Source organism: Type-C symbiont of Plautia stali, assembly GCF_059730935.1.
The window spans coordinates 3,199,007-3,217,992 of record NZ_AP035923.1 but is presented as its reverse complement, the minus strand read 5'-3'; the positions used below and the strand labels follow the sequence as shown (position 1 = coordinate 3,217,992).

Here is an 18,986-nt window from a genome sequence, read left to right as displayed (position 1 = left end):
GCGCCTGCGTCAGCTCATCAAACTCACCTGCGCTGCCACGATGCGCCAGCCGCACGGCAGCCGTACCCAGGTCTGCTGCTGACGGCCGATCTTCTCTACGCCCTCGCGGGTGAACTCGGTGCTGCACACCGCATAGTCATCGCCAAAAGTGGTGATGACCGTATTGCGCAGCGTGCGATCGAGCCCCTTTGACGGACGCGCCGCGCGAAAGGCGCGAATCTCGTCAATCCCGTACAGATTCTCTCCGGCACCGAGTCGCACCGTACGCGCATCGTGCCAGAACAACTCGTCCAGCACGGCGACATCATTGCTCACCAGCGCCTGCTCGTAGCGGTAAAACGCGGCGGTGACTTCAGCCAGTATCGCCGGACGATCGATATGTTCAGGTGTCATCTTCAGGCATCCATAAAAGAGGTTTGTGGCAGCGTCACACCCTGCTGCTGCAGTGCCCAGGCGGCGCGCAGCGCCAGCTGTTCGTTAAACGGCGCAGCAATCAGTTGCAGGCCAATCGGTAAGCCGCTGGCGGTGAGCAGCGGTACGCTACACACCGGCAGGCCGAGGAACGAAATCGGCTGCGTCAGCATGCCCATGCTGGCGCGTGTCGGCAAATCCTGACCGTTGATGTGAATGGTTTCCTGGCCGATGGTGGTGGCGGTACAGGGCGTGGCCGGGGCGATCAGCACGTCATAATGGTCGAACAGCGGCAGCACCTGCTGCTGGAAGTGACGGCGGAAACGCTGGGCCTGCACATACCACGCGGCGGGCAGCATCGCGCCAGCCAGCAGGCGTTCGCGTGAATTCGGCTCAAAGCGTTCTGGCTGGGTGCGCAGCGCCGGCAGATAGTGATTGCCGCCTTCCGCGGCGGTCATGATAAACGCGGCCGAGCGCGCCAGTTCGGCCTGGGGCAGCGTCACTTCTTCTGTCGCGCCGAGCGCGCGGGCTGCTACCGCCACCGCCGCGCGCGCCTCATCGCTGCACCAGTCAGCAAAAAAGCCGCCCAGCACCGCGCTGCGCAGCTTTTCGCTGCCAGCAGAGAGCCTGTCACTGACCGGTTCCGCAGGCCGCGCCGCCTGAAACGCATCGCTGGCGTCGCCGCCCTGCAGCGCATCGTAGACCAGACTCAAATCTTCCACCGAGCGGGCAAACGGACCGATGTGATCGAGGCTGGCGACAAACGGATGGCTGCCGCTGCGCGACAGACGACCAAAGGTGGGTTTCAGGCCGAAAATGCCGCACAGCGAAGCAGGCACGCGAATCGAGCCGTTGGTGTCGGTGCCGAGTGAAAAGTGCACCAGCCCGGCAGCGACGGCTGCCGCGGAACCGCCAGATGAGCCGCCGGCCACGCGCGACAGATCGCGCGGGTTGCGGGTGGCACCATAATGGGTGTTCTCGGTGGTAAAGCCGTAAGCGTAGGCATCCATATTCAGCATGCCGGAGAGCAGTGCGCCGCTCTGCTGCAGCTTAGAGACCGCCCACGCATCCTGCTGTGCCACCGGCCGCTCGCTGAACAGGCTGGCGCCGGCAAGCGTGCTGTGACCGGCGACGTCAAACAGGTTTTTTACCGCATAGGGAATGCCAGCCAGCGCCGGCAGCGGCTCGCCGCGCTGACGCTGTTGATCCAGCCGATCGGCTTCCCGCAGCATGCGCTGCGCGGTGACGGCGGTCCAGGCGTTGATGGCCGGGTTATGCTGTTCAATGGCGGCCAGCGTCTGCTGTGCGATGTCGCGCGCGCTGAGATCGCCCTGCGCCAGTGCCTGCTGCAGCTGGCTAATCGATAAGGCTGCCAGCGTCATGGATGAAATACTCCCGCCACTTCCAGGCGATCGTCCAGCGGCAGCGCCATCAGCGGCTGCGCCATTGCGGCGATACGGTTAAACTGCGTCAGCAGCTCGGCGCGGCGCGTGTCGTCCAGCTCCAGCGCCAGAATCTGTTCCATTTGGGCGATATAGGCCGCCCAGTCCGGTTGTGCATTCATGATTGTCTCCGTTAAAAGCCGGCAGCGCTGCCGTTGCTGCGCGGATCAAACGCGCCTTCCAGCATGCCATTGTTGTGTCTGACGATGGCGCCGGCGTGGCCCACCACTTCACTGTATTCAGCCAGCAGTTCGACCTCATGACCGAGCGCGCGCAGCTGCTGCACGGTTTCAGGCGCGATGCGCGCCTCCAGCTTGAGGGAGTCTGAGGATTGTCCCCAGGTGCGGCCAAGCAGCCAGCGCGGTGCGCTGACCGCCTGCTGCAGCGGCTGGCCCTGAATGACATAGCGGGTAAAGATCGCCGCCTGGGTTTGCGGCTGGCCATCACCGCCCATCGAGCCGTACACCAGCGTGCGGCCATCTTTCAGGCGTGCAGCCGCTGGATTGAGCGTATGGAACGGCTGTTTGCCCGGTGCCAGCGTCAGCAGGTGATCCGGCTGCAGGCTGAACGCCGCGCCACGGTTTTGCCAGGTAATACCGGTGCCGGGCAGCACGACGCCGCTGCCAAATTCGTGGTAAATGCTCTGGATAAAGGAGACGGCCAGGCCGCTGCTGTCCATCACCCCCATCCACACGGTATCGCCCGGTCCGCGTCCGGTGCCCCAGGGCGCGGCGCGATCGTCCTGCACCTGCGCGGCCAGCGTGCCGAGATGATCGGCATTCAGCAGCGGCTGCACATCAATCGCCATGTGACGCGGATCGGTGATGTGTTGATCGCGCAGGGCAAAGGCCTGTTTGGTGGCTTCAACGATGCGGTGCACCGTCTGCGCTTCACTGGCGTCGGCCATCGCCAGACGATCGGTGATCCCGAGGATCGCCAGCGATACCAGCCCCTGCGTTGGCGGCGTCATGTTCCAGATATCGCCTTCGCTGTGCGTGAGGTGCAGCGGCGTGCAGCGCCGGGCGCGCTGGCGGTGTAAATCGTCCAGCGTAATCGGCATGCCGAGCGCGCCCATTTCGCGCGCCAGATGGTGCGCCAGCTCACCGCGATAAAAGCTCTCCAGCCCTTGCTCGCTCAGCACGCTCAGCGTCTGCGCCAGCGCTGGCTGGGTAAAACGACTGCCGGCGGCGGGCGGTGCGCCATCAGGCAGAAAGGTGGCAGCAAAACCGGGCTGATGTTGCAGCTCATGCTGTTTTGCCGCCGTCGCTGCCGCCTGCGAGGCGGTGACCGGAATGCCATCGGCCGCATAGCGAATCGCATCGCGCAGCAAACGGCTCAGCGGCAGCGGCGTCGCGCCCAGTTCGTGCGCCAGCGTCAGCGCTTCCTGCCAGCCGCTGACGGTGCCGGCGACCGTCAGTGCCGCTTTAGGGCCGCGATGCGGAATATGGCTCTCACCGTGATAGAAGTCGGGGTGCGCCAGCGAACCGGCGGCGCCGCTGGCATCGATAGCAATCGGATCGCCGCCGGGCGGCACCACCAGCCAGAAGCCGTCGCCGCCGAGGCCATTCATGTGTGGGTAGACCACCGCAATGGTCGCCGCGGCGGCCACCATGGCTTCCAGCGCGTTGCCGCCTTCACGCAGAACCGCCAGTGCGCTTTCGCTGGCAAGGTGATGTGGCGTCACCGCCATGCCCATCGGGGCCATATTGCTTTGAATCATAATGAACTGTTCCCGGATTATTCTTTTGTAGCGGCGCGATTTGGCGCGCTGGATAGGGAAAACAAGCGCAACAAATTGCGCCGCTACCAGTCTGTACCAATGGTAAAGCAAGAGCCGTTCCAGTTTTGGTGTTACGCCAGCCTGGATCGATTTATGCTAGCTTGTGATGAAACGAAAGTTACAGGACCGATGATGAAACAGCTCGATGAACGCCTTCGCAGTCACTATCCACAACTGTCGCCGCAGGAGCAGCGCATTGCTGACTTTGTGTTTGACCATTTTGATGATCTGATTAGCTATAACAGCGCTGAGCTGGCGCGGCTCAGCGGCGTATCAAAGGCCACGGTGAGCCGGCTGTTCAAACGCCTCGGCTATGAAAAATACAAAGATATGCGTGACGAGCTGCGCACGCTGCGCCAGAGCGGAATGCCGCTGACCGATAACCGCGACGCGGTGCAGGGCAACACCCTGCTGTCGCGTCATTACAAGCAGGAGATGGCGAACCTGACGCAGTGGGTCAACAGCATTGACGCCCGGCAGTTTAGCGAGGTGATTGCTGCGCTGGGCGCTGCACGGCGGGTGTTCATCATTGGGATGCGCAACGCGTATCCGGTGGCGCTGCATCTGCGTCAGCAGCTGCTGCAGGCGCGCGCTCAGGTGCAGGTGTTGCCGCAGCCCGGCCAGACGCTGGGCGAAGAGCTGGTGGACATGACGCCGGAAGATGTGGTGGTGGTGATGGCGTTTCGCCGCCGGCCACGCATCATCCGTCCACTAATGCAGCAGCTGCAGCAGAGCGGCATCCCGGTACTGGTGCTGTGCGAACCGCAGGCGCAGGGCATTCTCACCCTGGCGCGCTGGCAGCTGTGCGCACCGCTCGACAGCGTTTCCGCCTTTGACAGCTACGCCTCGGCAATGAGCCTGATCAACCTGCTGGCCAACGCGCTGCTGCACGAAATGCTGTCGCAGGGGCGTCAGCGCATCCATCAGATTGCCGATCTTTACCAGCAGCTCGACGAGCTGGAACACCGCTAAAGGGCACCGTTTTGGTGCTTTGCACCTTTTTTGATCGCGTCTGCTAACGGGGTGATCCCCGTTATGATGCGCCCTTAACCGCTTTAAATCCTCCGCTTAGCCGCTGCGTTTGCTGCCCGTTGTGGTTGGCACATTAGTTGCAAATCAATTTATCAAGAATCTTTTGTTTCACCATTAACTCACCGGGGTGCATAATGAATAAAGTATCACTGGCAGTAGCAGGGGCAGCATTGCTGCTGGCACAGGCAGGCAGCGCGATGGCCGATCAGCTGCAGGATATCCAGAAGCGTGGCGTGATTCGCGTGGCGGTGCCGCAGGACTTCCCGCCGTTTGGCTCGGTCGGTACCGATCTGCAGCCGCAGGGCTATGACATCGACATGGCGAAATACCTCGCGAAGCAGATGAAACTGAAGTTGCAGCTGGTGCCGGTGACCAGCGCCAACCGCGTACCGTATCTGCAGACCGACAAGGTTGACCTGGTGATCTCCAGCATGGGCAAAAACGCCGAGCGCGAAAAAGTGATCGACTTCAGCCGCGCCTATGCGCCGTTCTTCCTCGGCGTGTTCGGCCCGAAAGGCGAGACGCTGAAAGATGCGGCGGCGCTGAGCGGGAAATCGATTGGCGTGACGCGCGGTGCGGTAGAGGACATGGTGCTGAGCGATGTCGCTCCGAAAGATGCTCAGGTGAAGCGCTACGAAGATAACAACACCACGCTGTCCGCCTATCTCTCCGGTCAGGTGCAGTATGTCGCCACCGGAAACCTGGTGGTCGCGGCGATTGCGCGCCAGAACGCGGAAAAAGCCCCGGTGCCGCAGTTTATGCTGAAAGATTCACCGTGCTTTATCGGCCTGAAAAAGAATGAGCCAGCGCTGAAAGAGAAAGTGAACGCACTGATTGAGCAGGGTATTAAAGACGGCACGCTGAACAAGCTGTCGGAAGAGTGGCTGAAAGCGCCGCTGCCTGCCAACCTCGGCGCATAACAGGAACGGCCAATGATTGGGCAACTTAACTTTGCAGATCTCTGGCCGCACTGGCCAGAGCTGCTGGCCGGACTGTGGGTCACGGTGCAGCTTACGGTGCTGGCGACGGTAGGCGGTGTCGGACTGGGTATTCTCGGCGCGGCGCTGCGCAGCGGCAAACCGGGCTGGGCCAGCCGCCTGTGGGGCATCTACGTCGAGCTGATTCGCAACACGCCGTTCGTGGTACAGCTGTTTTTTATCGTGTTTGGTCTGCCTAATCTCGGGCTGAAACTGACGGCCGGTGAAGCGGCGCTGCTGGCGATGCTGATTAACCTTGGCGCCTATAGCACTGAAATCATCCGTGCCGGTATCCAGGTCACGCCGCGCGGGCAGTGGGAAGCGGGGCGCGTGCTCGGGTTGAGCCGCACGCAAACCTTCATCCGCGTGGTGCTGCCGCCCTCGCTGCAGCGCATTTATCCGGCGCTGGTCAGCCAGTGCATCATTGTGATGCTCGGCTCGTCGGTGGTGTCGCAGGTCTCGTATGAAGAGCTGACGTTTGCCGCCAACCTGATTCAGTCGCGCACCTTTTTGAGTTTTGAAGTCTATCTGGTGACCACGCTGATCTATCTGGCGTTGTCGATTGCCATGCGTCAGCTGCTGCTGGCGCTGGGTCGCAAATGGTTTGGAGCGCAGCCGGCATGACAACGTTTACTGACTGGGACATCCTGCGCAACCTGCTGCTGGCGGCGCGCTGGACGATTTTGCTGTCGCTGGTGGCCTTTTTCGGCGGCACGCTGGTGACACTGCCGCTGCTGTTTCTGCGTCTGCTGCAGCGTCGCTGGCTCACCCGCCTGATCCGCTGCTACACCGAGCTGTTTCAGGGCACGCCACTGCTGATGCAGCTGTTTCTCGCCTTCTTCGGCGTCGGCCTGTTCGGCATCGACGTCGCGCCCTGGACCGCGGCGTCGCTGGCACTGACGCTGTATACCAGCGCGTTTTTACTGGATATCTGGTACGGCAGCATTCGCGCGCTGCCAAAAGGGCAGTGGGAAGCGTCGCGCTGCCTCGGCCTAAACTTTGGCCAGACGCTGTATCGCGTGGTGGCACCGCAGGCGATCCGCATCGCCATCGCGCCGACCGTTGGCTTTGCCGTGCAGGTGATCAAGGGCACCGCGCTGGCGTCGATTATCGGCTTTGTCGAGCTGACCAAAGCCGGCACCATTCTCAACAATGTGACGTATCAGCCCTTCAAGGTGTTTGGCCTGGTGGCGCTCGGTTACTTCCTGATGTGTTATCCGCTGTCGCGTTACAGCCAGTACCTGGAGAAAAAATTCAATGCCGCTCATCACCATTAATCAGGTCCAGAAGTACTACGGTGATAACCACGTACTGAAAGGGGTCGATCTGGATATCGACAACGGCGAAGTGATTTCCATCATTGGCCGCAGCGGATCTGGCAAAAGTACCCTGCTGCGCTGCATGAACGGGCTGGAAGGCTATCAGGAAGGCAGCATTAAACTGGGCGGCATGACGATTACCGATCGTGAATCGCAGGCGCGTGAAATCAGCCGCTCGGTGGGCATGGTGTTTCAGAACTTTAACCTGTTTCCGCACATGACCGCGCTGGAAAACGTGATGCTGGCACCGCGCCGCGTGCTGAAAAAGAGCGAGGCGGAGTGCCGCACGCTGGCGACGCAGATGCTGGAAAAAGTCGGGCTCGGCGAACGCCTCAATTACTACCCGGCCAACCTGTCGGGCGGTCAGCAGCAGCGCGTGGCGATTGCCCGCGCGCTGGCGATGCAGCCAAAAGTTTTACTCTGTGACGAAATCACCTCGGCGCTCGATCCGGAGCTGGTGGGTGAAGTACTGAAAGTGCTGGAGCAGCTGGCCGCCGAAGGCATGACGCTGATTCTCGTCACCCATGAAATGAACTTCGCCCGCGACGTGGGCGACCGCGTGGTGTTTATGCATCAGGGACGCGTGTGGGAGCAGGGTGACAGCAAAACGCTGTTTGCAAATCCACAAACCGCCGAGCTGAAGCAGTTTATTTCGACCGTGCGTCTGTAACCGAACAATAAGGAACCCCTCATGGATATCAGCCAGTTCTCGCAAATCAATCCGCCACAGCGTCTGCTGATGGGACCGGGCCCGATCAACGCCGACCCGCGCGTGCTGCGCGCCATGTCGAGCCAGCTGCTTGGGCAGTACGATCCGGCGATGACGCACTATATGAACGAGGTGATGGCGCTGTACCGTGGCGTATTCCGCACTGAAAACCGCTGGACCCTGCTGATTGATGGCACCTCACGCGCCGGTATCGAAGCCATCCTGCTGTCGGCGATTCGTCCGGGCGATAAAGTGCTGGTGCCGGTGTTCGGCCGCTTCGGCCATCTGCTGTGCGAAATTGCCCGTCGCTGCCGCGCGGAAGTCCATACCATTGAGGTGCCGTGGGGCGAGATATTTACCCCGGATCAGATCGAAGATGCGATCAAAAAAGTCAAACCGCGCCTGCTGCTGACGGTGCAGGGCGATACCTCAACCACCATGCTGCAACCGCTGGAGCAGCTCGGTGCGATTTGTCGCCAGTACGGCGTGCTGTTGTACACCGATGCCACCGCATCGCTGGGCGGCAACCCGCTGGAAACCGATGCCTGGGGGCTGGATGCGGTCTCTGCCGGCATGCAAAAGTGCCTCGGCGGTCCGTCCGGCACCTCGCCGATCACCCTGAGCCCGCAAATGGAAGCGGTGATCCGCCAGCGTAAGTGCGTGGAGCAGGGGATCCGCACCGACGCACATCAGGATGGCGACGACGAGATGATCTACTCCAACTACTTCGATCTCGGCATGATCATGGATTACTGGGGACCGGAGCGGCTCAACCATCATACCGAAGCCACCTCGGCGCTGTTTGGCGCACGCGAATGTGCCCGTCTGATCCTGCAGGAAGGGCTGGATAACGGCATCGCGCGTCACAAGCTGCACGGTGATGCGCTGTTGAAAGGTATTCAGGGCATGGGGCTGGAAACCTTTGGCGATCTCAGACACAAGATGAATAACGTGCTTGGCGTGGTGATCCCGCAGGGCATCAACGGCGACCAGGTACGCAAATTGATGCTGGACGATTTCGGCATTGAGATTGGCACCTCGTTCGGTCCGCTGCACGGCAAAGTGTGGCGCATCGGCACCATGGGCTACAACGCGCGCAAAGATTGCGTGATGCTGACGCTGAGCGCGCTGGAGTCCGTGCTGAATCACGTCGGTTTCCGCACCACTCAGGGCGCGGCGCTGCAGGCTGCCTGGGACCACTACGGGAGCCACGCATGAGTCATAGCCTGATGAGCGCCAGTGAGGCGCAGTCAGCGGCGGCGCGGGTGATGGCGCGCTGTGACGCGCTGGCAGCAATCAGTGAAAGCGAAGAGGGTCTGACCCGCGTCTATCTGTCGCCGGAGCAGGTGCGCGCCAACGCGCGCGTTGCTGAGTGGATGCAGGCGGCAGGTATGCACACCTGGCAGGATGCGGTCGGCAATATCTGCGGTCGCTATGAAGCGGCGGAGCCTGGCGCACCGGCGCTGCTGCTCGGCTCGCACCTTGATACCGTGCGCAACGCCGGACGTTACGACGGCATGCTGGGCGTGCTCAGCGCCATCGAAACCGTGCAGTGGCTGCACGACCATCAGCAGCGCCTGCCGCTGGCGATTGAAATTGTCGGCTTCGGCGATGAAGAGGGCACGCGCTTTGGCATCACGCTGCTTGGCAGCCGCGGCCTCACCGGCAGCTGGCCGGAGAGCTGGGTGTCACATCCGGACGGTAACGGTATTACGGTGGCGCAGGCGATGCAGGACCTCGGCCTGGACGCGGCGCTGATCCCGCAGGCGGCACGTGAGGTGAGCGACATTGTGGCTTATCTCGAACTGCACATTGAGCAGGGACCGTGTCTGGAACAGGACGATTTGGCGCTTGGTGTGGTGACGGCGATTAACGGCGCGCGCCGTCTTAACTGCCGCTTTGTCGGGGAGGCCGGTCATGCCGGCACGGTGCCGATGACGCACCGCAAAGACGCGCTGGCAGCAGCGGCAGAGTGGATGGTGTTTGTGGAACAGGCCACGCAGGATCAGGATGCGCAGCTGGTGGCAACGGTGGGCACGCTGAGCTGTCTGCCGGGCGCCGTTAACGTTATCCCCGGCGAGGTGCAGCTGTCGCTGGACGTGCGCGGACCGCAGGATGAACCGCTGGAACGTCTGCTCTCCAGCCTGCTGACCCAGGCGGAAGCCATCGCGCTGCGGCGCGGGCTCAGCTTCAGCGCTAACGAGTACTATCGCATCGCGGCCACCGCCTGTGATACGCGGCTGCAGCAGGCGCTGAGCCATGCGGTAGAAACCGTGCAGGGGCGCAGTCTGGCGCTGCCGAGCGGAGCCGGTCACGACGCGATCGCGATGGCTGAGCGCTGGCCGGTGGGCATGCTGTTTGTGCGCAACCATCGCGGTATCAGCCATCATCCGGCGGAATCGGTGCAGGTGGCCGATGTGGCGCTCGGCGTGCAGGCCTATCTGCAGGCGGTGTGCGATCTGGCGCGCAGCTAAAGGAGCCGCGAAATGGATCTGAACGATTTTAATCAGGCGAGCACCGCGCAGGCGCAGGCGGCGATTGCCCACTGCGTGGCGATTCCCGCCTGGCAGCAGGCGCTGGTGGCGGCGCGGCCGTTCGCCAGCCTGACGGCGCTGTACACCACGGCGCAACAGCTGGCGCTGGCGTGGCAGGGCGACGCCTTGCAGCAGGCGCTGAGCGCCCATCCGCGCATCGGCGAAAAAGCGAAGGGCGCGGGTAAAGAGGCCGCGCTGTCGCAGCAGGAACAGGCAGCGATGCAGCAGGCTAACGGTGCGCTGCAGCTGGCGATGCTGGCCGGTAATGAGCGCTATGAGCAGCGCTTCGGCCGGGTGTTTCTGATTCGCGCCAAAGGGCGCAGCGGTGAACAGATGCTGGCGGAATTGCAGCGCAGGCTCAACAATGATGAAGAGACCGAGCAGCAGGAAGCGCTGGCGCAGCTGCGGGAAATTACCCTGTTACGGCTTAAGGAGAGCATCAGATGAGCACCATCACCACCCATATTCTCGACACCGCGCTGGGCAAACCGGCGATTGGCGTCGCGATGTCGCTGGAGCAGAACAGCCCTGAGGGATGGCTGCCAGTGGCCGAGGGCGAAACCGACAGCGACGGGCGCATCAAAGATCTCACGCCTGAACCGCTGGCGCCGGGCCACTATCGCTTAACCGCGGAGATCGGTGACTATTTCGCCGCCGACGGGCGTGATGCGCTGTACGTCAGCGCGCAGATTGATTTTGTGATTGGCTCCGCCGGCAGCCATTATCACCTGCCGTTCCTCATTTCCCCATGGTCGTGGTCGACCTACCGCGGGAGTTAATCCAGGTCGCCATAAATGGCGCCCCTGTAAAATCGTTATGCGGTTCCGTAGGGTGCGCATTGATGCGCACCGGTATAACCCGATCCATCATGAGGTGTACCTATGCGCCCTGAAATTCGTGCTCTCTATCACAAACCTCGCGCTTGAAAGCCAGTAACTATCAAAACCTTCGGTCCATCCAAATATATTCTGCAACACGGTGCGGTTATCTTAACCGGACAACGTGAAGCCAATGGAGCCGAGAAATGAGCACGCCCGAAAATAATGATAATGCAGCCGCCTCAGGAAAATGCCCCTTTCATCATGGAGCATCGGAAGAGAAAAGCGTTTTAGCGCGTGGCGCCGGAAGCGGGACCACTAACCGCGACTGGTGGCCAAACATGCTGCGCGTCGATCTGTTAAACCAGCATTCCAGCCGTTCTAACCCCCTCAGTGACACTTTCAACTACCGTGAAGAGTTCAGCAAACTGGATTACGCCGCGCTGAAAGCCGACATTCGTGCGCTGCTGACCGACTCGCAATCCTGGTGGCCAGCCGACTGGGGCAGCTACATCGGGTTGTTTATCCGTATGGCATGGCACAGCGCCGGCACCTACCGCACCATCGACGGTCGCGGCGGTTCCGGACGTGGCCAGCAGCGCTTTGCGCCGCTCAACTCCTGGCCGGATAACGTCAGCCTCGACAAAGCGCGTCGTCTGCTGTGGCCGGTGAAACAGAAGTATGGCCAGAAAATTTCCTGGGCCGATCTCTACATTCTTGCCGGTAACGTGTCGCTGGAAAACGCCGGCTTCCGTACCTTTGGCTTTGGTGCCGGTCGTGAAGATGTCTGGGAACCGGACATGGACGTGGACTGGGGACATGAGACCGAATGGCTGGCGCACCGCCATCCGGAAAGCCTGGCAAACGCGCCGCTCGGTGCGACGGAAATGGGCCTGATCTACGTGAACCCGGAAGGTCCGGAAGCCAGCGGCGATCCGCGCTCGGCGGCCCCGGCGATTCGCGCTACCTTCGGCAACATGGGCATGAACGATGAAGAGATCGTCGCGCTGATTGCCGGCGGTCACACGCTGGGTAAAACGCACGGTGCCGCTGCGGCCAGCCACGTGGGCGTCGATCCGGAAGCCTCGCCGCTGGAAGCGCAGGGTCTGGGCTGGCACAGCAGCTACGGCAGCGGTGCCGGTGCCGATGCCATCACTTCCGGTCTGGAAGTGGTATGGACGCAAACCCCAACGCAGTGGAGCAACTACTTCTTCGAGAACCTGTTCAAATATGAGTGGGTACAAACGCACAGCCCGGCGGGCGCGATTCAGTTCGAAGCGGTTGATGCCGAAGCGATTATCCCGGATCCGTTCGATCCAGAGAAAAAACGCAAGCCGACCATGCTGGTCACCGACCTGACGCTGCGTTTCGATCCGGAGTTCGGGAAGATTTCGCGTCGTTTCCTCAACGATCCGCAGGCGTTCAACGAAGCCTTCGCCCGTGCCTGGTTTAAATTAACGCACCGCGATATGGGACCAAAAGCGCGTTACCTCGGTCCGGAAGTGCCGAAGGAAGATCTGCTGTGGCAGGATCCGTTACCGCAGGCCACGCATCAGCCGACGCCGGATGACATCACCGATCTGAAAGCGAAAATTGCCGCTTCGGGTCTGAGCGTCAGCCAGCTGGTCTCTGCGGCCTGGGCGTCCGCTTCCACCTTCCGTGGCGGCGACAAACGCGGCGGCGCGAACGGTGCCCGTCTGGCGCTGGCACCGCAGAACGGCTGGGCGGTCAACGCCAGTGTCACCCGCGATGTGCTGCCGGTGCTGCAGAAGATTCAGCAGGAGTCAGGTAAAGCGTCGCTGGCGGATGTGATTGTGCTGGCGGGCAGCGTCGGGATTGAGCAGGCGGCAGCAGCGGCAGGTGTCGCGGTGCAGGTGCCGTTCACGCCGGGCCGCGTGGATGCGCGTCAGGACCAGACGGATGTCGAGTCATTCAACGTACTGCAGCCGCTGGCCGATGGTTTCCGTAACTATCGCCGCGTTCAGGGCGGTTCTTCTACCGAAACCCTGCTGCTGGACAAAGCGCAACAGCTGACGCTGAGCGCGCCAGAGCTGACGGTACTGCTGGGTGGTCTGCGCGTGCTGGGTACCAACTTCGACGGCAGCGCGCACGGCGTGTTTACCGATCGTGCCGGCGTGTTGAGCAACGACTTCTTCATCAATCTGCTGGATATGCGCACCGCATGGCGCGCCACCGATGAGAGCGCTGAGCTGTTCGAAGGCCGCGATCGTCAGAGCGGAGAAGTGAAGTACAGCGCCACCCGCGCCGATCTGGTGTTTGGTTCTAACGCCATCCTGCGCGCGCTGGCGGAAGTTTACGCCAGCAGCGATGCGAAGCAGAAGTTCGTTAACGACTTCGTGGCCGCCTGGACCAAAGTGATGAACCTCGACCGGTTCGATCTGTAATCCCCTGAGCCGCAGCGTCATGCGCTGCGGCTCATTCCTGCTTATGCCTCACGAAATGCCTCAAACGGCAGATTAAAGCGTCGCGCCAGCGCCGCCTTATGCTTATCCGTTAATCTGCGCTCGCCTTTCAGAATGCGATTCACATACGAACGCTGACCGATTTCTGCCACGAAAGAGGATTGATTCAGACCGTGCTGGTCCATCAGTACCCGCAGCAGCGCCACGCCGCCCGGCAGCGCCTGAGTGCGTGCATTAAACGCGGCGAATTCCGCTGCGGTTTCTTCATACTTCGCGACTTTGACGGCCAGCATCTCGATCAGCGGATGCCCCGGCTGATGCTCAACCAGGTATTCCACCAGTTCAAGCGCCTGTTCATAATCGGCTCTGGACTGACTCCCGCCCAGCAGCGGCACGGCTTTAATCAGATTGTTGGAGGCCTGAATCGCTTCGCTAATCATTCTTTGTTCTCCCGGTAATGCTTAACCAGCTTGTCATACTCAGCATGCGTCACGATATGCTTTACGAAGACTCTTTTTGCCACAAAATCCGCAAAGAACATCAGCCGGAGATTGTTGCCGCCGACATTAATTACCCACCATTTTGCCCGATACTTCATGCGATCCAGGCTGGGAAACCAGGCTTTTAACACCTGTGGATCGGCAAAATCATGGCCGCTTAATAGTCGGTAAGTGGCATCCAGTGCTGCGGCATCATTAGGAAATCTCTGTGTCGCTTCGTTAAACACTTTCCTTGAGATAATGTGCATCATTCCCTCGAACTGTTCCAGGGTGGAAACATTGTAACGCACAACATAGAATGTTTCCACACAGGAAACAACAGGGCAGGAGGATATGTGGAAGCCGCATCGCAGGGATGCGGCTAAAATATTACTTCAGCGTATATTTATCCGCGTCGCGCCAGGCCGGGAAGCGCTCGCGATAGTCCTGCAGCGCCTCCAGTGATAACTCGGCGTCGAGGCGCGCGCGGGCGAAGGGTTCAGCGGCCGCGAGGATCTCACCCTGCGGCGAGATAATCCGGCTGTCGCCGCTGTATTGATGCTGATTGCCGTCACTGCCGACGCGGTTACAACCGGCTACATAGGCCTGATTCTCAATGGCGCGCGCCAGCAGCAGCGCCTGCCAGTGCAGCGCGCGCGGTGCCGGCCAGTTGGCGACGTACAGCGCCAGATCGTAATCATTCTGGTTGCGCGAAAACACCGGGAAGCGCAGGTCGTAGCAAATCTGCGGCAGAATACGCCAGCCGCGCCAGTGGAACACCTTGCGCGTTTCACCGGGCACATAGTGCTGGTGCTCACTGGCCATGCGGAACAGATGGCGTTTGTCGTACTGGTGCAGCGTGCCGTCGGGCTCCACCAGCAGGAAACGGTTTACCGCGCCCTGGTCGCTCTGAATCGCCGCGCTGCCGCCGACCAGGGCATTCAGGGCTTTGGCATGACCGTGCAGCCACGCCACTACCTGATCCTGCGGCAGCGAACTGGCCGCCGCCTCCATGGCAAAGCCGGTGGTAAACATCTCCGGCAGCAGAATGACATCGCGGCCCGTCATGCCCTGCAATACCTCATCAAAATGGCGCAGGTTGGCCGCGCCATCCATCCAGCTCAGGGTTTCCTGTAATACGGTAAGTTTTAAAGCTGACATAAACGCTCCGCAGCGGCGTCGAGCGTCGCTTCCTGTTTAGCAAAGCACAGGCGAATGAGCTTGTGCGGGAAAGGGTCCGCGCAGAACACCGACAGCGGAATCGCCGCCACGCCCACTTCGCGGGTTAACCACTGGCAGAAACTGACATCATCCAAATCGGAAATGGCGCTGTAATCCACCAGCAGGAAATAGGTGCCGGCACAGGGCAGCACCTTAAACCGGCTGGCGGCCAGCGCCTGCGTCAGGCGGTCACGCCGGGCGCGATAGAATGCCGGCAGCGCATCAATATGTTCTGGCTGCTGGCGCAGCATATCGGCAATCGCCAGCTGCGCCGGGGTATTCACTGAAAAGGTGAGATACTGATGCACTTTGCGGATTTCGGCGCTGATCGCCGCCGGAGCAATGCAGTAACCCACTTTCCAGCCGGTCATATGAAAGGTTTTGCCGAAGGATGAGACTGCGATAGCGCGCTGACGCAGGTCGGTATGTGCCAGCACGCTGGCATGGCCCTGCTCATCAAAACAGATATGCTCATAGACTTCATCGCTGAGCACATAAATTTCCTGTCCGGCGATCGCCTGCCACAGCGCGGCGTAGTCGCTGGCGTGCCACACGGTGGCGGACGGATTATGCGGCGTGTTGACGATCACCAGCCGGGTGCGCACGCTGAGCAGGCTGCTGAAGGCCAGCCAGTCGACCTGAAAAGCGGGCGGCTGCAGCGCGATGCGTTTCAGCACGCCGCCGGCCAGCTGAACCGCTGGCGCATAGCTGTCGTAGCTGGGATCAAAGCAGATCACCTCGTCGCCCGGCCGCACCAGCGCGGTGATCGCGGCATACAGCGCTTCGGTTGCGCCCGCCGTCACGGTGATGTCGCTGTTGATATCCGGCCGGTGACCGTACATATCTGCGGTTTTATCGGCGATCGCCTCGCGCAGCGGCAGGGTGCCAATCATCGGCGCGTATTGGTTAGCGCCTTCGCTGACGTGATGTGCCAGGCGCTGCTGCAAATAGCGCGGGCCGTCAAAATCGGGAAAGCCCTGTGACAGGTTGATGGCGTTGTGCTGGGCGGCAAGGGCGCTCATTTGGGTAAAAATGGTGGTGCCGAGCGCCGGTAGTTTGCTCTCGGGGATCAGGTTGGGCTGCGTCATTATCGGGTGCCTTAAGCGCGAATGTCGTTGCGGAGTAACCTTGTGCTGCAGCCACTATAAACAGGATGTTAAAACTTGGCAATCGAGACGCTTAGACGTCTAAACGTGGCTGGCACATACGCTGAGTGCACTTATCCGCTGCCGCAGGCTATAAAAAAAGCCTCCGGCTGGAGGCTTTTTACGGTTACGCCGCTTCGCTGGGGCGGGCGCTCGGTTTGGGTTTGCTGTCCGGTTTGGCCACCGCCAGCGCCTCGGGCGCAAAATCATCCACGTTGATGGCCTTCAGCCGGCTGGCTTCGGCCCGCGTCAGCACCTTCGCTTCACTCTCGTCAATCCAGCCTTCTTTCAGCGCGCGCTGGGCCAGCGCATCCAGCCGGGTGAAGGAGAAGTGTTTTTTCTGCTGCTGACACAGACGATCGTGAATCACTTCCGCCGCCATCACATCCTGCAGCGCCTGCTCCAGCTGACCGGCCGGGTTGTGCTCACTCGGCGTCAGATACTGGCCGCGGCCCAGACGGGTGCGAGTTGCGGACGGCAGCTGCAGCATTTTGGCCAGCTTATGATCCAGTTTATCGGACGGTGCCGGGCAGTGTTTCCCGCCGGCGAAAATCACCAGTCGCAGCGCACCCGCAACCAGGCGATTCGGGAAGTTGCGCAGCAGATCGTCCATCGCCACTTCCGCCTGATGCAGCGCATCCTGCACGCCCCAGTGCACCAGCGGCAGATCCGCCTCGTTGCGGCCTTCATCGTCATAGCGTTTCAGCGTGGCGGATGCCAGATACATCTGGCTCAGCACATCGCCGAGGCGTGCCGAAATACGTTCGCGACGTTTCAGGCTACCGCCCAGCACCGCCATCGACACATCCGACAGCAGCGCAAGGTTGGCGCTCAGGCGATTCAGCTGCTGATAGTAGCGGCGGGTTGCGTCACGGGTTGGCGTAGCGCTGGTGCGGCCGCCGGTCAGGCCAAGCCACAGGCTGCGCACTTTATTGCTGCCGACGTGGCCGATATGGCTGAACAGCGCGCGGTCAAAGGCGACGAGATCGTTGTTCGCGGCGGCGTTCATCTCTTCCAGCACCCACGGGTGGCAGCGGATTGCGCCCTGGCCAAAGATAATCATGCTGCGCGTCAGGATGTTCGCGCCCTCAACGGTGATGGCGATCGGGGCGCCCTGATAGGCACGCGCCAGGAAATTATTCTCGCCAAGCATGATGCCTTTACCGCCGGCGATATCCATTGCATCAATGATGGCGCGCTGGCCGCGATGGGTGCAGTGGTATTTGACAATCGCTGACAGCACCGCCGGTTTTTCGCCCAGCATAATGCCGCTGGTGATCAGTGTCGCCGCCGCGTCCATCACGTAAGCGTTACCGGCGATGCGCGCCAGCGGCTCCTCAATCCCTTCCATTTTACCGATAGAGACTTTGAACTGGCGCCGAATGTGCGCGTAGGCACCGGTTGCCAGCGCCAGGCTTTTCAGGCTGCCGGTGGCGTTAGACGGCAGGGTAATGCCGCGCCCCACCGACAGGCACTCAACCAGCATACGCCAGCCCTGACCGGCCATCGCCGGACCGCCGATGATGTAATCGATCGGCACAAAGATATCTTTGCCGCGCGTCGGCCCGTTCTGGAACGGCACGTTCAGCGGGAAGTGACGTCTGCCAATCTCAACGCCTGGCGTGTGGGTCGGGATCAGCGCACAGGTAATGCCCAGCTCTTCGGTTTCGCCCAGCAGATGATCGGGGTCGGAGAGCTTAAAGGCGAGGCCGAGCACGGTGGCAATCGGCGCCAGGGTAATGTAGCGCTTGTTCCAGGTCAGGCGCATGCCCAGCACCTGCTGGCCCTGCCAGTCGCCCATGCACACCACGCCGGTATCCGGAATGGCGCCGGCGTCGGAGCCCGCTTCCGGGCTGGTCAGCGCAAAGCAGGGGATTTCATCGCCGCGCGCGAGGCGTGGCAGGTAGTGATCTTTCTGCTCATCGGTACCGTAATGCTGCAGCAGTTCACCCGGGCCCAGCGAGTTCGGCACGCCGACGGTGATCGCCAGGATCCCGGACACGCCTGCCAGTTTCTGCAGCACGCGAGCCTGCGCGTAAGCGGAAAACTCCAGACCGCCGTACTCTTTTTTGATGATCATGGCAAAGAAGCGGTGCTGCTTGAGGTAAGCCCACAGCTCCGGCGGCAGATCGGCCATTTCATGGGTGATTTCGAAGTCGTTAGCCATGCGGCAGGCTTCTTCCACCGGGCCATCCAGAAACGCCTGTTCCTCTTCGGTCAGGCGCGGCTGCGGATAGTTGTGCAGTTTCTGCCAGTCCGGTTTGCCGCGAAACAGATCGCCTTCCCACCAGGTGGTACCGGCGTCGATCGCCTCTTTTTCGGTGCGCGACATCGGCGGCATCACCTTCTGGAAGCTGTGCAGAGCCGGCTTAGAGAACATGCTGCGGCGCATCGCCGGCAGGTTGAAAGGCAGCAGAATAATGGCCAGCGGCAGCAGCAGCCACGGCGTCCACAGGCCGGTGGCGGCCAGTGCCGCGGTCCACAGCAGCACAATTGCACTGCTGAGCCGCAGTGAAACCTGATGGTAGAAGAGGGCGCTAATTAACACCAGCGTCGCGATGATCGAGGCAAGCAACATAATGAACCGCTCCGTAAGTTGTAAGAGGTCTGACCTGTTAGTGATAAGGTTTAGAGCAGCGCACGAAATTTATCAATCTGTTTACATCGCAATTACAACCGAACTCACAAAATCGCGC

General features: G+C 61.1%; 19 protein-coding genes. 10 read left to right on the top strand and 9 right to left on the bottom strand.

The window, feature by feature from the left end:
- Window positions 1-9: 9 nt before the first annotated feature.
- Genes hpxZ through AC6I7J_RS15290 form a run of 4 tightly spaced genes read right to left on the bottom strand, consistent with a single transcriptional unit; the run spans window position 10 to window position 3,573 of the window.
- On the bottom strand, window positions 10-393 hold the full coding sequence (gene hpxZ / locus AC6I7J_RS15305; RefSeq protein ID WP_058769325.1) for an oxalurate catabolism protein HpxZ: 384 nt from the start codon (window positions 391-393) through the stop codon (window positions 10-12).
- Window positions 394-395: 2 nt separating this feature from the next.
- On the bottom strand, window positions 396-1,793 hold the full coding sequence (locus AC6I7J_RS15300; protein ID WP_058769326.1) for an AtzE family amidohydrolase: 1,398 nt from the start codon (window positions 1,791-1,793) through the stop codon (window positions 396-398).
- On the bottom strand, window positions 1,790-1,975 hold the full coding sequence (hpxX, locus tag AC6I7J_RS15295; protein WP_104092603.1) for an oxalurate catabolism protein HpxX: 186 nt from the start codon (window positions 1,973-1,975) through the stop codon (window positions 1,790-1,792). The genes AC6I7J_RS15300 and hpxX overlap by 4 nt, the downstream gene beginning before the upstream one ends.
- 11 nt (window positions 1,976-1,986) lie before the next feature.
- Entirely contained in the window at window positions 1,987-3,573 is a 1,587-nt protein-coding gene (locus AC6I7J_RS15290) for a gamma-glutamyltransferase family protein (protein ID WP_498006100.1), read from the bottom strand.
- A gap of 192 nt (window positions 3,574-3,765) precedes the next feature.
- Here AC6I7J_RS15290 and hpxU point away from each other — a divergent pair, with 192 nt between their 5' ends.
- The 10 genes from hpxU to katG all read left to right on the top strand — a co-directional run bounded on the left by hpxU (window position 3,766) and on the right by katG (window position 13,427).
- Window positions 3,766-4,605 carry a MurR/RpiR family transcriptional regulator HpxU gene (gene hpxU, locus AC6I7J_RS15285; RefSeq protein WP_021507298.1) on the top strand — a complete coding sequence of 280 codons (840 nt, stop codon included), beginning with the start codon at window positions 3,766-3,768 and terminating at the stop codon, window positions 4,603-4,605.
- Between the two features lie 194 nt (window positions 4,606-4,799).
- Window positions 4,800-5,585: a transporter substrate-binding domain-containing protein gene (locus tag AC6I7J_RS15280; RefSeq protein ID WP_264249316.1), complete on the top strand. Its 786-nt coding sequence runs from the start codon at window positions 4,800-4,802 to the stop codon at window positions 5,583-5,585.
- 12 nt (window positions 5,586-5,597) lie between these two features.
- Window positions 5,598-6,266, top strand: a complete 669-nt coding sequence (locus AC6I7J_RS15275) for an amino acid ABC transporter permease (protein WP_021507296.1) — start codon at window positions 5,598-5,600, stop codon at window positions 6,264-6,266.
- Window positions 6,263-6,919, top strand: coding sequence for an amino acid ABC transporter permease (locus AC6I7J_RS15270; RefSeq protein WP_021507295.1), 657 nt, complete (start codon window positions 6,263-6,265; stop codon window positions 6,917-6,919). Before AC6I7J_RS15275 ends, AC6I7J_RS15270 begins: the two co-directional genes overlap by 4 nt.
- Window positions 6,900-7,631 carry an amino acid ABC transporter ATP-binding protein gene (locus AC6I7J_RS15265; RefSeq protein WP_021507294.1) on the top strand — a complete coding sequence of 244 codons (732 nt, stop codon included), beginning with the start codon at window positions 6,900-6,902 and terminating at the stop codon, window positions 7,629-7,631. Before AC6I7J_RS15270 ends, AC6I7J_RS15265 begins: the two co-directional genes overlap by 20 nt.
- Before the next feature lie 21 nt (window positions 7,632-7,652).
- A complete protein-coding gene (locus AC6I7J_RS15260) occupies window positions 7,653-8,888 on the top strand; it encodes a pyridoxal-phosphate-dependent aminotransferase family protein (protein ID WP_498006097.1) in 1,236 nt (411 codons plus the stop codon).
- Complete coding sequence (gene hpxK / locus AC6I7J_RS15255) at window positions 8,885-10,144, top strand: allantoate amidohydrolase (protein WP_058781167.1); 1,260 nt, start codon at window positions 8,885-8,887, stop codon at window positions 10,142-10,144. The genes AC6I7J_RS15260 and hpxK overlap by 4 nt, the downstream gene beginning before the upstream one ends.
- A 12-nt stretch (window positions 10,145-10,156) precedes the next feature.
- Window positions 10,157-10,651 carry a 2-oxo-4-hydroxy-4-carboxy-5-ureidoimidazoline decarboxylase gene (uraD, locus tag AC6I7J_RS15250; protein ID WP_215480041.1) on the top strand — a complete coding sequence of 165 codons (495 nt, stop codon included), beginning with the start codon at window positions 10,157-10,159 and terminating at the stop codon, window positions 10,649-10,651.
- Window positions 10,648-10,983 carry a hydroxyisourate hydrolase gene (gene uraH, locus AC6I7J_RS15245; protein ID WP_021507290.1) on the top strand — a complete coding sequence of 112 codons (336 nt, stop codon included), beginning with the start codon at window positions 10,648-10,650 and terminating at the stop codon, window positions 10,981-10,983. Before uraD ends, uraH begins: the two co-directional genes overlap by 4 nt.
- Before the next feature lie 245 nt (window positions 10,984-11,228).
- Window positions 11,229-13,427 carry a catalase/peroxidase HPI gene (gene katG, locus AC6I7J_RS15240; protein ID WP_215480042.1) on the top strand — a complete coding sequence of 733 codons (2,199 nt, stop codon included), beginning with the start codon at window positions 11,229-11,231 and terminating at the stop codon, window positions 13,425-13,427.
- Window positions 13,428-13,468: 41 nt separating this feature from the next.
- Here katG and AC6I7J_RS15235 read toward each other — a convergent pair whose 3' ends face one another.
- The 5 genes from AC6I7J_RS15235 to fadE form a co-directional block, all read right to left on the bottom strand.
- Window positions 13,469-13,885, bottom strand: a complete 417-nt coding sequence (locus AC6I7J_RS15235; protein ID WP_021313564.1) for a helix-turn-helix domain-containing protein — start codon at window positions 13,883-13,885, stop codon at window positions 13,469-13,471.
- Window positions 13,882-14,193, bottom strand: coding sequence for a type II toxin-antitoxin system HigB family toxin (locus tag AC6I7J_RS15230; RefSeq protein WP_058758055.1), 312 nt, complete (start codon window positions 14,191-14,193; stop codon window positions 13,882-13,884). Before AC6I7J_RS15230 ends, AC6I7J_RS15235 begins: the two co-directional genes overlap by 4 nt.
- A 121-nt stretch (window positions 14,194-14,314) precedes the next feature.
- A complete protein-coding gene (locus AC6I7J_RS15225; RefSeq protein WP_498006094.1) occupies window positions 14,315-15,085 on the bottom strand; it encodes an amidohydrolase in 771 nt (256 codons plus the stop codon).
- On the bottom strand, window positions 15,073-16,233 hold the full coding sequence (locus tag AC6I7J_RS15220) for a pyridoxal phosphate-dependent aminotransferase (protein WP_498006092.1): 1,161 nt from the start codon (window positions 16,231-16,233) through the stop codon (window positions 15,073-15,075). Before AC6I7J_RS15220 ends, AC6I7J_RS15225 begins: the two co-directional genes overlap by 13 nt.
- Before the next feature lie 184 nt (window positions 16,234-16,417).
- The gene (gene fadE, locus AC6I7J_RS15215) at window positions 16,418-18,868 is read right to left on the bottom strand and encodes an acyl-CoA dehydrogenase FadE (protein ID WP_021507285.1); all 2,451 of its coding nucleotides are present in this window, start codon (window positions 18,866-18,868) and stop codon (window positions 16,418-16,420) included.
- Between the last annotated feature and the right edge of the window lie 118 nt (window positions 18,869-18,986).